This is a genomic window from Malonomonas rubra DSM 5091 (assembly GCF_900142125.1).
In the GTDB taxonomy this organism is placed as follows: domain Bacteria; phylum Desulfobacterota; class Desulfuromonadia; order Desulfuromonadales; family Geopsychrobacteraceae; genus Malonomonas; species Malonomonas rubra.
On record NZ_FQZT01000004.1, the window covers coordinates 147,568 to 160,363 of the forward strand.

14 protein-coding genes are annotated in these 12,796 nt (G+C 55.5%); 6 read left to right on the top strand and 8 right to left on the bottom strand.

Annotated features, from left to right (window positions below):
- Positions 1-3: 3 nt before the first annotated feature.
- The 4 genes from BUB13_RS07490 to BUB13_RS07505 form a co-directional block, all read right to left on the bottom strand.
- Positions 4-1,089: a hydrogenase small subunit gene (locus BUB13_RS07490; protein WP_161947630.1), complete on the bottom strand. Its 1,086-nt coding sequence runs from the start codon at positions 1,087-1,089 to the stop codon at positions 4-6.
- Between the two features lie 11 nt (positions 1,090-1,100).
- Positions 1,101-1,601, bottom strand: a complete 501-nt coding sequence (locus tag BUB13_RS07495; RefSeq protein ID WP_072907452.1) for a HyaD/HybD family hydrogenase maturation endopeptidase — start codon at positions 1,599-1,601, stop codon at positions 1,101-1,103.
- Positions 1,602-3,161, bottom strand: coding sequence for a nickel-dependent hydrogenase large subunit (locus BUB13_RS07500; RefSeq protein ID WP_072907454.1), 1,560 nt, complete (start codon positions 3,159-3,161; stop codon positions 1,602-1,604).
- Between the two features lie 325 nt (positions 3,162-3,486).
- Positions 3,487-4,848: a sigma-54-dependent transcriptional regulator gene (locus BUB13_RS07505; protein WP_072907456.1), complete on the bottom strand. Its 1,362-nt coding sequence runs from the start codon at positions 4,846-4,848 to the stop codon at positions 3,487-3,489.
- Positions 4,849-5,034: 186 nt separating this feature from the next.
- Here BUB13_RS07505 and hypA point away from each other — a divergent pair, with 186 nt between their 5' ends.
- From hypA to hypE, 5 genes are all read left to right on the top strand, one after another.
- The gene (gene hypA / locus BUB13_RS07510) at positions 5,035-5,376 is read left to right on the top strand and encodes a hydrogenase maturation nickel metallochaperone HypA (RefSeq protein ID WP_072907458.1); all 342 of its coding nucleotides are present in this window, start codon (positions 5,035-5,037) and stop codon (positions 5,374-5,376) included.
- A 2-nt stretch (positions 5,377-5,378) separates the two neighbouring features.
- Entirely contained in the window at positions 5,379-6,128 is a 750-nt protein-coding gene (gene hypB / locus BUB13_RS07515; RefSeq protein WP_072907460.1) for a hydrogenase nickel incorporation protein HypB, read from the top strand.
- Positions 6,129-6,252: 124 nt separating this feature from the next.
- Positions 6,253-6,483, top strand: coding sequence for a HypC/HybG/HupF family hydrogenase formation chaperone (locus BUB13_RS07520; RefSeq protein WP_072907462.1), 231 nt, complete (start codon positions 6,253-6,255; stop codon positions 6,481-6,483).
- Positions 6,480-7,574: a hydrogenase formation protein HypD gene (hypD, locus tag BUB13_RS07525; RefSeq protein WP_072907464.1), complete on the top strand. Its 1,095-nt coding sequence runs from the start codon at positions 6,480-6,482 to the stop codon at positions 7,572-7,574. Before BUB13_RS07520 ends, hypD begins: the two co-directional genes overlap by 4 nt.
- 131 nt (positions 7,575-7,705) lie before the next feature.
- Positions 7,706-8,722, top strand: a complete 1,017-nt coding sequence (gene hypE / locus BUB13_RS07530; RefSeq protein WP_072907466.1) for a hydrogenase expression/formation protein HypE — start codon at positions 7,706-7,708, stop codon at positions 8,720-8,722.
- A gap of 66 nt (positions 8,723-8,788) precedes the next feature.
- Here hypE and BUB13_RS07535 read toward each other — a convergent pair whose 3' ends face one another.
- Positions 8,789-9,241: a hypothetical protein gene (locus BUB13_RS07535; protein ID WP_072907468.1), complete on the bottom strand. Its 453-nt coding sequence runs from the start codon at positions 9,239-9,241 to the stop codon at positions 8,789-8,791.
- Positions 9,242-9,538: 297 nt separating this feature from the next.
- Between BUB13_RS07535 and BUB13_RS18760 the strand changes: the two genes are divergently transcribed.
- Positions 9,539-9,772 (top strand): GSU3473 family protein, encoded by a 234-nt coding sequence (locus BUB13_RS18760; protein ID WP_139249329.1) that lies wholly within the window; start codon positions 9,539-9,541, stop codon positions 9,770-9,772.
- Between the two features lie 45 nt (positions 9,773-9,817).
- Here the strand turns inward: BUB13_RS18760 and BUB13_RS07545 are convergent, their stop codons facing one another.
- The 3 genes from BUB13_RS07545 to BUB13_RS07555 form a co-directional block, all read right to left on the bottom strand.
- Positions 9,818-11,716, bottom strand: a complete 1,899-nt coding sequence (locus BUB13_RS07545) for an ATP-binding protein (protein ID WP_072907472.1) — start codon at positions 11,714-11,716, stop codon at positions 9,818-9,820.
- 84 nt (positions 11,717-11,800) lie between these two features.
- Positions 11,801-12,157, bottom strand: coding sequence for an RNA polymerase-binding protein DksA (gene dksA / locus BUB13_RS07550; protein ID WP_072907474.1), 357 nt, complete (start codon positions 12,155-12,157; stop codon positions 11,801-11,803).
- Between the two features lie 60 nt (positions 12,158-12,217).
- On the bottom strand, positions 12,218-12,739 hold the full coding sequence (locus tag BUB13_RS07555) for a hypothetical protein (protein WP_072907475.1): 522 nt from the start codon (positions 12,737-12,739) through the stop codon (positions 12,218-12,220).
- Positions 12,740-12,796: the final 57 nt, after the last annotated feature.

A 12,796-nucleotide genomic window follows, 5' to 3' on the forward strand; every position in this document is an offset into this window, starting at 1 on the left:
AAATTATTCCTTATCAGAATCGCTCTTTTTCCCCAACACCTTGGCGCCGACGGCACCAGCTGCCAGGCCGGCCAGTGCGGCGTAGCCCGGAGTGACGTCAACCGAGGTCTTGTTGTCGGTCATGATCGGGGGATAGAGTCCCGGAGGAGTAACACCGGCGATCGGCACGGTGTCCCACATGCTGCCCTCGTAGGGGTATTCCGGTTCGGTGCAGCCCTGACAAGGGTGGCGGTTGTCGATACACCAGTTGGTGCCGGAGTTGAACTTGCGCTCAGCACAGTCGGAGTGGGTCACAGGACCTTTGCAGCCGAGCTTGTAGAGGCAGCCTTCGTCGCCCATCTTTTCGGCAAAAACGCCTTTGTCGAACTGGCCGCGCAGCGGACAGTTGTCGTGGATCAGCTTACGGTAGAACATTTCCGGACGGCCGTACTGGTCGACCTTGATCGCTTCCGGACCATGCAGCAGAACAGCTGCCAAGGTGCCGACGAACCAGTCGGGATGCATGGCGCAACCGGGCAGGCTGATGGTCGGGGTCGTGATCCCTTCCTGGGCGAAGAATTCTTTCACGCCAATCGAACCGCTCGGGTTCATGTTGGCTTTATTGACACCACCGAAAGCCGCGCAGGAACCGGCGGCGATGACCGCTTTCGCCTTCTTGCCCATGCGGCGGATATGCTCGACACCGGGAATGCCGTGGCCGTGGTCTTCACCCACCTCGCACATGACACCGCTGTCGGCGGTCATGACCGAACCTTCAACCACAAGTACGAACGGTTTCTCTTCGGTGTCGTACATCGCCTGCATCGCCATGTCGCCGGAGGCAGCCATGACGGTTGGGTGGAAGTTGAGCGAGATATGATGTCCGGGCAGAACTTGGTCGAGCAGGACATCCTGGATGCGCGGGCTCAAGGAATTAAGCAGCGAAACCGAGCAACCGGAACAGCAACCGGAGGCCAGCCAGACCACCGGAGTCTCCTGGACAGCGGATGCAAAAGCGCTGCGCATGGTCGGGTTGTCGAACAGGCTGACACCGAGTGCGGCGGTGCCCGCTGCGGACGTTTTCAAAAAGGAACGTCGGGTTAAAGCCATTGTCATTTCTCCTATAAATTCGATTCAATAAATTGATTGATTTCTTTCAGCACCAGTTCGCTGGCCCGCTCGATCTGCGCTTTTACCGGTTCGCTTAAGCCGATGCCGAGGCCGGTATCTTGCGGCTGACAGCCGATGATCACCGTCGATTTCGGTTTGCAGTCGACCAGCTCGCCCAGCTTCAGGGTTTCCAGCAGGCCGACCTGGTGCAGTGAGTTCATCGGCAGGGCCCCATCTTCCACTTCCTGCGGGCTGAAGCGGTAGAGGGTGCCTGGCTCCTGGCCACCGCGCACGGCGTCGATGACGATCAGTTTTTCGCGCCGATCGAACACTTCCATCAGATCGATGGCGCTGGTGCCGGCGTCGAAAAGCTCGACATCTTCTGGCAGCTCCATCTCTGCCAGATGGTTAAGCACTGCATCGGCGAAGCCATCATCCATTTTCAGGATGTTACCGACCGCCATCACCAGCAGCGGCGCGCGCTCTTCTGCGAACAGGGCTGCGGCTTCCATTTACTGCGCTCCGACGACGAAACGGCCGAGGTCTTCACCCTTCGGGGTGACGACGTGAACCGCACAGGAGAGGCAAGGGTCGTAGGAGCGGACGATACGAACCAGTTCGAACGGGTTCTTGGCGTCCTTGACCTTGGTGCCAATGATCGATTGCTCGATCGGACCCGGCTGGCCTTTGGCGTCCATCGGGCCGGCGTTCCAGGTGGTCGGAACCACGGCCTGGTAGTTTTTGGTCTTGCCACCTTCGACAACGATCCAGTGTCCCAGGGCACCGCGCGGTGCTTCGTGCAGACCCATGCCGCGGCTGGTGACGTCGAGGTTGAAGTCGGTGAAGCTTGGCTGACCCGGCTGCAGCTGCAGTGCCCACTCTTTGCACTTCTCGGCAACGATCTTGGTCTCGATAGCGCGGGCGGCGTGCCGGCCGAGAACCGAGAACAGGGCATCCGGACCGGCGTTGAATTTGCCGAGGACACCGTTGATCATGCCTTGAACCTGTTTGTCGCCGGCAACGTAGCTGGCCAGCATCCGCGCCAATGGGCCGACTTCCAGTACCTGACCGTCGTAACGTGGCGACTTGATCCAGCTGTATGCGCCAGGCTTCTCGCGATCCGGGATGGTGGTGCCGTCGTAGGGGTGCTGCGCACCGTGGTCCTGGAACCAGCTGCTCTGAACTTCCTCGGTGATCTTGTTCGGATCGAGGCGGGTCATCTTCAGGTCGGAACTGACAATGCCCTGTGGGATGTAGCGGTGACGCTTGGTCAGGTCCGGGTCGCTGTCCATATCGAAAACACCGAAGGACATGAACTGCTTGCAGCCGGCGCCGATGCCGAAGTAGTCGCTGTAGCGGCTGGCGACCAGCAGTACGTCAGGAATGTAACAGCTGTCGATGAAGTCGATCAGTTGCTCCATGCGCCAGATGAAGGCGGCGATCTTGTCGACGGAAGGTGCGGCGGTAACGCCACCGGCAACGATCGACATGTTGTGCGGCATCTTGCCGCCGAAAACGGCGACAGTCTCGTGTGCCAGACGACGCATGTTGAGCGCCTTGACGTAGTGGGAAACCGCAGCGATGTTTTCTTCTTTGCTCAGGCGGTAGTCGCCTTCGTAGCGGGGCACGAAAGGACCCAGGTGGCCACGGGCGATGAAGTCTTTGATCTTGGTCAGCTCAGGATCGCCACCTGTGTAGTCGGCGCAGGCGGCGACATCAACATAGTCGAGGGCGGCCAACTGATAGAAGTGCAGGATATGCGACTGGACGAAGTTGGCGCCCTGGATCAGGTTACGCAGGATGCGGCCGTTATCGGTGATGTTACCGTTAACACCGTAAGCTTCGTCGAGGGCGAAGGAGGCGGCCAGACCGTGGGAGGTCGGACAGACACCGCAGATACGCTGAACGATGCGGGCGGCATCGCGCGGATCGCGGTCAATCAGGATGTTCTCCAGACCCCGGTACATCATACCTGAGCTTTTTGCTTCTTTGACGACACCGTTCTCGACGACGGCCTCCACTTTCATGTGGCCTTCGACGCGCGAGATCGGATCGATGACGATTTTTGCCATGATGCTCTTCTCTCCTCTAAGTGAGGGCATAGTGCCCTTTGTTAAATTGATGGGTCGGTCAATACTGCACTGGCCGGCCTATGTGTAATTGAAAGGTGGCATTGCAGCTGTGGCTTCTAGTGTTAATGAAAGACAGGAAGACACATTAGCCGGTAGCATTCGGCAAGGACTGTGCCCAAAAAAACGTAAACAGGGCTAAGGCTCTGGAATGAATAGGTGTATACGTTTACGGATAAGCGATTGGTTTCGTTGTGGAATTGCGTATACGGACAGAATTAAACAGGGTGGGTCATTTTGGCGTGCAAGCTGACCGGATTGGTTTTAGTCAGCTTGCATCTTTCTGAATACCGTACTGCTGCAGCTTGCGGTCGAGGGTGCGGCGGGCGATGTCGAGGATCTGCGAAGTGCGCAGCTTATGATAGCCGGTTTCGCGGTAAATCTGTTCAATGTACATTTTTTCCACGTCTTCCAGCGTCATTCCCGCTTTCGGTGTCGGCATCGGCGTCACTTGGTCGGTGGTCAACTTGGGTGGCAACTGGGCGGCATCGATCACACCTTGGTCGGCCAAAATAACCGCCATCTCGATGACGTTTTCCAGTTCGCGCACGTTGCCGGGCCAGCTGTAACCAGCGAGTAAGGCGACCGCTTCGCGGGTCAGCTCGAGTTTGCCGCGGCCGGCAAATTTCTCCATGAACAGTTTTGCCAGCGGTTCAATGTCTTCCGGCCGTTCGCGCAGAGCTGGCACCTGCAGGGTGACGACGTTGAGGCGATAGAACAGGTCTTCGCGGAAGCGACCGGCTTTGACCTCTTCCTGCAGGTCTTTGTTGGTGGCGGCAACGAAGCGAACATTGGCTCGCCGGACTTTGGTCGAGCCGACCGGGATGAACTCCTTTTCCTGCAGCACGCGCAAAAGCTTGGCCTGCAGGCCAGGGCTGATATCACCGATTTCATCCAGAAACAGGGTGCCCAGGTCCGCTTCTTCGATCAGGCCACGTTGGCTGCCGACAGCGCCGGTAAAGGCCCCTTTGACGTGGCCGAACAGCTGACTTTCCAGCAGGGTGTCGGTCAGCGCGGCGCAGTTGATGGTGAGGAAGCGCTGATCGCGGCGCCCGCTGCTGTAGTGGATGGTCGAGGCGATGATTTCTTTGCCGGCACCGCTCTCTCCCATGATCAGGATGCTGGCATCGGCGGCGGCGACCTTTTTCGCCAGCTCGAACACTTGGGCAAAACAGGGGCTTTTAAAGACCACCTGCTCCGGGTCGAAGCGGCGGCGGATTTCTGCTTTCAGCGAGCGGTTTTCCGAGACCAGCCGGTTGTGTTCGATCAGTTTATCTACCAGGCTGTTCAGCTCGCTGGCAGTAAAAGGTTTGAGGAGGTAATCGTAAGCGCCCTGCTTCATTGCTTCGATCGCACCGCGTACCGTGCCGAAGGCGTTCATCGGGATGACATGCAGTTGTGGGCGCAGGCGTTTGATGCGGCGCAACAGGTCGAAGCCGCTGATGTCGGGCAGGTGCATGTCGATCAGCAGCAGGTCGGGTGCTTCGTCCTGTTGCTCTTCCAGCGCCTGCAGCAATTGATTGCCCTGGGCGTAACTGGTCAGCTGATGGCCTTGCAATTTCAGGGTTTCTTCGAGGAAGCGCCGGGAGTTTTTATCGCCGTCACAGATGTAAATTTTGCCGCTGTGCATCATTTTGTCCCATACTGATTCAGGAAGTGGGTAACATGTATCGAATGCTTGTACCGTATACGGCTTCGCCCCAACTTGCTTTTTTGTCGGTTTTGCCTATAGTGAGCAAATTGTAAACAAAATGTAACATTTTGTCTCGTTTCTCTAGAAAGACACTTTTTGCTTTTTCTGTCAAAGGGAAATTTTTTGCACGAACTGGGAATCACTCAGAGCATTGTCGAAATAGCAGAACGCGCTGCCAGGGAGCAGCAGGCAGAGGTGATCCGATCAGTGACGGTCGAGGTCGGCAGCCTCTCCGGCGTCGTGCCGGAGGCGATGGAATTTTGCTTCGAAGCCTGCACCAGAGGGACGATGCTGGAAGGAGCCGCGTTGCTGATTGAACAGATCCCTGCGAGAGCACGTTGCTTGAATTGTTCTTACGAGTTTCCGCTGGAAGAGCTGCTGGCCTGTTGTCCCGAGTGTGACAGCGCCGCGAGTGAACTGCTCTCCGGCGAAGAGTTGCGCATCAAGGAAATGGAGGTCGACTGACCATGTGTATCGATTGCGGTTGCGGCAGCAGTGCCGATCATCATCACCATCATGACCATGACCACAGTCATGATCATTCCCACGATCACGTTAAGGGCAAAACCATCAGCATCGAAGAGGATTTGCTCTCCAAGAATAACCGCCTGGCCGGAAACAACCGGGCGCTGTTTCAGGAGAAGGGACTGCTGGTACTCAACCTGGTCAGCTCGCCCGGTAGCGGCAAGACCACCATCCTCGAGACAACACTGAAAGAATTGCAGAGCGAGCTCGGTTTCGCCGTGCTGGAAGGTGATCAGCAGACCAGTAACGACGCCGACCGTATCGCTGCCACCGGCGTGCCGGCTCACCAGATCAACACCGGTGCCGGGTGCCACCTCGATGCCCACATGGTCGGTCACGGTGTCGAGCATTTTGACCTGGATAAGACCGATGTGCTGATGATCGAGAACGTCGGCAACCTGGTCTGCCCGGCCTCTTTCGATCTGGGTGAGGATTGCAAAGTGGCTGTGCTCTCGGTCACCGAGGGCGAGGACAAGCCGCTCAAGTACCCGCAGATGTTCCGTAACAGCAAGCTGATGCTGATCAACAAAATGGATCTGATACCGCACCTGCGCTTCGACCTGGAGAAGTGCCGCGAGTACGCCAAGCGGGTCAATCCCGAGATCGAGATTATCGAGCTCTCCTGCTACAGCGGTGAAGGGTTGGATAAGTGGTACGACTGGTTGCGGGAGAAGTTGGCGGCGAAGAAATAAATTGCGAATCAAGGCACCCATTCCAGAGGACGCATAAACCCGTCCCTGGGGCTTGATTGTCGCCATCCGGGCGGCAAACACCTCTTTCATGGGTATCCTGATTCTCTTTGTGCGGAGTAGGAATATGTGTTTAGCCGTACCGATGAAGGTGGTCGAAATCGAAGAGGGGACCGCAGTCTGCGAAATCGACGGGGTGCGTCGTGAAGGCAGTTTGATGATGCTCGACGATGTTGCGGTCGGTGATTATGTGCTGCTGCACGCCGGGTTTGCCATCGAGAAGATTGATCCGGAGGAAGCGGAGAAGACGCTGCAAGTTTTCCGGGAAGCTTTGGATGCAGGATTGGGCGCGGAATGAAATACGCTGGAGAATTCCGCGATCCCGCTCTGGCCAAAGCGATGCTGGCGACCATCGAAAAGCAAGTGGCCGATTATCCGGGTGTCATCACGTTAATGGAGGTTTGCGGCACCCACACCATGTCGATCTACCAGCATGGGATCCGCAACCTGTTGCCAAAACAGATCAGATTGATTTCCGGCCCCGGTTGCCCGGTCTGTGTCACGCCGATCGAATATGTCGATAAAGCGGTCGCTTACGCCCGGCAGGCGGATGTCGTTATCGCTACCTTCGGCGATATGGTCCGTGTGCCCGGTTCCAGCAGCAGCCTGCTGCGCGAACAGGCGAGCGGTGCCCAGATCAAGATTGTCTACTCGCCCCTCGACGCAGTCGCCCTGGCGGAAAAAAATCCGGAGAAGATTGTTATCTTCCTCGGGGTCGGTTTCGAAACCACCGCACCGACCATTGCCGGTTCCATCGTTGAGGCGAAAAAGCGTGGGTTGAAAAATTACTTTGTCCTCTGCGCGCACAAGACCATGCCAACGCCGATGGCGGCGCTGACCAGTGACCCCGAGCTGCAGGTCGACGGCTATATCTGCCCGGCCCACGTTAGCGCGGTAATTGGTGCCGAAGCCTATAAGCCGTTGGCCGAGCAGTTCAAAGTTCCCTGCGTAGTAACCGGTTTTGAGCCTCTCGACATGCTGCGCGGTGTGCAGATGTTGGTGCAGCAGGTGCTGGATGGCCGCGCCGAAGTGGAGAACGAATACCAGCGCATTGTCAAGCCGCAAGGTAATGCTAAAGCACAGGCGCTGCTGGCAGATGTTTTCGAGCTCTGCGATACCGGTTGGCGAGGCATCGGCATGATACCCGGCAGCGGTTTGCGGATTCGGGATGAGTTCGCTGAATTTGATGCCGAGAAGCAGATTCCGGTCGAGGTTGAAGAGCCGAAAGAGCACGAAGGCTGTCTCTGTGGAGAAATCCTCAAAGGGAAAGTGACGCCGAAGGATTGCCCACTGTTTCGCACAGCCTGTACCCCGGAAAACCCGGTCGGAGCGTGTATGGTGTCGTCGGAAGGAACTTGTGCGGCGGAATATAAGTACGGAACGGATTGATTTTATCCTGAGATCTTTTCCCTCCCCCTTGAGGGGGGAGGGCTAGGGTGGGGGTGATGCTCGACAATCCCCCCTCCCCTCAATCCCCTCCCTCCAGGGGAGGGGAGGTTTTCTTTGCGAAGGAATTAAAATTGAACACTGACGTCATCCTCCTCGGCCACGGCAGTGGTGGCAAGCTGAGTCACCAATTGCTCGACGAGTTGATTATCCCGACCCTGTCGCAAGTGGCTCAGTCGGACCAGAACGATGCTGCCATTCTCGAAGGAATCGACAGCACCCGTCTCGCTTTCACCACTGATTCCTACGTCGTCGATCCGATCATATTCCCCGGCGGCAACATCGGCGACCTGGCGATCAACGGCACGGTTAACGACCTGGCGATGAGTGGCGCCCGCCCGCTGGCGATCAGTGTCGGGCTGATCCTCGAAGAAGGGTTGGCGCTTGCCGAGCTGCGTGAAGTGCTGCAGGCGATGAAGGCTGCGGCCGATAAAGCGCAAGTAAAAATTGTCACTGGCGATACCAAGGTGGTGCCGCGCGGCAAGGGGGATAAGATTTTCATCAATACCTCCGGGATCGGTGTTTTTGATCACGATTTGAAAATCCTCGGGAATGCCGCCAAACCGGGTGACAAGATTCTGATCAACGGCAGTATTGGCGATCACGGTATGGCGGTGCTGGCCAGCCGCGAAGGGCTCGATCTGCAGAGCGATATTGCGACCGATTCAATGGCGTTGAATCATCTGGTGACGAAACTTCTGGCAGAATTTGGCGAGAATGTCCACGTGCTGCGCGACCCGACTCGTGGTGGCGTTGCTACGACCCTGAAGGAAATAGCACTGCAGTCGCAGGTTGATATCTGTTTGCAGGAAACTGAACTGCCGATCACACAGACAGTCGCCGGAGCCTGTTCAATTTTGGGCCTTGATCCGCTTTTTGTCGCCAACGAAGGCAAGCTGCTGGCAATTATCGATGCTGAAAAGGCTGATGCCGCACTGGCGTTGATGCGCAGTCAGCCTGAAGGTGGAGGTGCTGCGATCATCGGAGACGTGGTCGAAAAATCGAGCGGCCGGGTGATGATGCAGACCGCAATCGGCGGAATGAGGGCGATTGAGATGTTAGCCGGAGAGCAATTGCCGCGAATTTGCTGAATGGGTACAGGGGCCAGGGTGTTGGAGAGTAAAAAATCTGTTACTGCTGGTGTTTTTTATCTTTGGTTATGGCTGACATTGCTTTTTTAGCTCTTCGAGTTTTTTGCAGTGTCGTTCATCATCCTTAGCCATTGCTGAAAACATGCTTTTTAAATGTTCTTCCTTGAACTGGAAGGAATTTCCGATGTGGGCCTGGCAGAATTTTTTCTCCAGTTCAACGCCGATATTGACGGCTTGCTGGTCGCTGACAACATTCTGCTCCACGTGCTGTAAGGCTTTTTGTGCCAGTTGCAACAACCGCTCTGCTTCCTGCAGCATTCCCGGCAGACTGTCGACGATCGAACCATCTGGGAAGCGCAGGGCAAATTGCAGTTGACTGGCGTGATCATCTTCCTCCTGAGCCAACTCCAAGAGGCCTGTACGAACAGCAGGTGAGAGCTTGCTAGACTCGGCCATCTTGCGGTAGATCTGAGCGACGGTCTTTTCTATCTGGATGCAGATGTTTAAGTGTTTTCTCATGGTGCAGCCATCAATAGCGTTTGCCGGTCATCTTTGCAAGCCATTTAATCAATAAAAAAGCCCGGTGCTGGAGGGGGGGGAGCACCGGGCTTTCAGGTGAACAAGTCACCTTTTTGTGATTAAAATCCTAACTGAAAAAATATTGATCGGTCAAGTGAGAAACGGACTGAACCGGTAAAATGCAGCACGGTTTCTGTCTCTGTTGATTCACCTTTTTGCCTTTGCAGTGGAAAAAAATATTTGAATCTTGTAATCTTTGTGCTTGCCAATATTTTCAATAGCTGCAGAGGGAATCAAGTGAAAATTACGCAAATCAAAGTTGTCTATCTGGATGGGACCACCGGGGTGGTCAGTAACGATGTGCTCGATGTGCTGATCGCAACGGGAAAAATAAAGTGCTTTAAACGCAGTGACGGTTGGGTCGATATCATTCGTGACCATGCTAGTTTGCGGGATTATCGTAATGCGACGTCCTACCCTGGGCCGGAAAGGCGCGCTCCCTGGCCGGACGCGGAGCAGCGGAAAGATTAGTCTCTCAACAGGGTTCGCGTGGTCGGACCCTGTTTTTTATGGCCTTTAACCCAGCATCTGCCCGACCGGGTCGGCGGAAATCTGATTTAGCCGAACCGGGAGAATAACGCTGAAACAGGCTCCGGATGCGGTGTTGATGGCTTCGATCTCCCCCTGGTGATGCTCAATAATACGGTGGCTGATCGGTAGGCCGAGGCCGGTTCCTTCCTCCTTGGTGGTAAAAAACGGATTGAAGATGTTGCGCATCAATTTTGGCGGGATGCCCCCGCCGCTGTCGTGAAATTCAATCCGCACGGCCGGCTCTCCACGCAGCCGGCTCATAGATGATTTTATCTGCAGAATACCTCCTTCATTCATTGCCTGTTTGGCATTTGTGATCAGGTTGATGAAAACCTGTTCCAGTTGTTCCGCATCCCCCTGCATTTGTGGTAATTCATCGATCAAATCGAGCTGCAGTTCAATGTTCGCCCGCTGCAGTTTTTCTGCTTCCATGACCAGGGTTCGATCGAGAACCTGCTCCAGCCGATATTCACGGATACATAGCAGGTGCTGTTTGGAGAAAGAAAGGATGTTGTCCAGCATTTTCTCTAACCGCTCGCTTTCCTGCTGAATAATGTCAGCGTACTTATAGGACGGGCTCTGCTCATCCAGAGATTTGGTCAGCCTGCGGGCAAAGCCGCCGACAGAAACCAGTGGATTTTTCAGCTCATGAGCGATTGATGCGGACATTTCACCGATGGTGGCCAGTTTTTCTTTCTGCAGTAACTGCTCCTGGGTTTCACGCAGATTGCGATGGGCGGTTTCGACTCGCTGAAGCAACTGGGCGTTGTCGAGAGCAATACCAGCCTGACCGGCAAACATCTCGAGAAAACGCAGCCTTTCGGCATCGATTGCCTCGCCGCTGTCGCCATTATCGACTGCCAGAACCGAGAGTGTGCGACCACGGCTGAGCAGGGGGATGGTTGCGTGATGGCCGCTGTGCAGTTTTTCGCAGAGCGGGTCGACCAGCCCGGCGTGAATTTGCTCGCGGGTAATCAGCATTGCTTTTTTTTCACGCGCGGCGATAGCCAGGCAACTATTGTTATTGGCGATATCGATCCGCTGCTGCATGACTTTGCGGGAAAAAGGATCTTCCCGCTGCGCTTGTTGGGCCTCTTCCGGGATATTTACGGCCGGTTCGCCAACGGGGGGCAGTCCGTCCGGCAGCAGCCAGCGGACGCTTTCGCGGGTGACGCCGAGAATTCCCTGCATGGTGCCGCTGCGGGGGTTGACCATGAACAGCATGGCACGATGGAAACTGCCTCCATCCGGGGAAACCAGCAGCGACAGGATCAGGTGCAGCAGCTCGTTTGGCGACAGGGTGCTGTGCAGCAGTTGAGTGATGCGGTAGAGCAGCGAAAGGTCCTGCAGTCGCCTGAAATCGGATGCCGAAACCTGACGCAGGCGGGCGACCGTGACCAATTGTTCAAAAGCCTGGGCAATCTGGAAAGCGCAAGTTTGGAAAAATTGGATCTGTTCTTCATCGAATGGCAGGTGACCATTCGGGCTGCCGCCGAAAAAACTGAGGGTGCCGAAATTGCGGTCGTGAATTCGTAACGGCAGTGAATAAATGGATGCCGGCAATTGTTCATGGCGGACATTGGAGAGCGGATAATAGAGCCGCTGCTTGCCCTGGTGCAGAACCTGGTTGCTGAGCTGGCAATCCTGCTGCTGCAGGAAGATTCTCAAGGCAGGATCAGTCGATTCGAGCTGGCAGTAGCAATTTCTCGGTGGTGGGTTGCCGTAAAGGCGTGGGCGAATGATGACGCCCGTGACCTGTTCACAGTCGAGCAGCAACTGGCTGGTGACGGTGCAGAGTGAGTGCAGACTATTGGCGGCGTTGAGGGCTTGCCCCAGCTGGGTTAACAGGGTTAATTGAGCCAAACGACGATTGGTCGAATCCATGGTTACGTCCCGCCGTCAGAAGGTTCCGGAGAAAAGAAACGGGGGTAGTTTTCACCGCCCCCGTTTCGGAATATAAAGATTTGATCAACCGATTCTTTCCTGCCGCTCTTGCTCGGTTTTGCACTCGATGCACAGGGTCGTGACAGGTCTGGCTCTCAGGCGCTCAACACTTATCGGTTCTTCGCAGCTTTCGCACAAGCCGAACTCGCCGTCATCGATGCGTTCGATCGCTTCACGGATCTTGTTGATCAGCTTGCGTTCGCGGTCGCGGATACGCAACTCGAAGTTGCGATCCGACTCGAGCGAGGCCCGGTCAGTCGGGTCGGGAAAATTGGTTTTTTCCTCGGTCATTTCTGAAACCGTTTCCCCTACGTTCTGCAGCAGGTCGTCCATCTGCTTTTGCAGCAGCTCTTTGAATTCAGCCAGAGTAGTTTCATCCATAACACATATCCTTCCTCGCTGACGGCAGTATCTCAGCCGCTATCATAACCTAAAGGGCAATTAAAATGCGCCCCTCAGTTGGACATAAATTATCAGCACCAGTACCGCGACGGCAATCCAGGCCGAGAAAACGTCACTGCTCTTTTCCGGTGGATTGTTTGCCATCTGCCGGGTTTCGTCACTGATGGTTTTTTCCGGTGACCTCTCCAACAGGAGGTTGACCAGGCGGCCAAAGTCTGCGTAGCCGTTGGAGATAATGATAAAATCAGCCTCGCTGCTGAGGCTGATAAAGGCCCGCTTGCGCACCAGTACAGTATCAACCGCCGTTAACTCCCCGTAGTCGATCCGTTTGCTGCGCAGTGGTTTATCGATCTGTACGCCTTTTTCATCTATCGTGACCCGGCGCAGGGAACTTTCGATGAACAGGGCAATCACCGGGATGGTGAATGCAGCCAGAATCAGGGTTTTCGCCAGCGGCACCTGCAGCAGGATACAACAAACCAGCAGGGTCAGGGTAAGGAGTACCACCAACCCGAGCGGGAGCAGAAAGCTTTTGCGGATGCTGAAACTTTGAGTTTCCATAAAATGATTGTCCAAGGTTCCCTGTTCAAGTCAACAGGATTAAATTTATCAGATGTT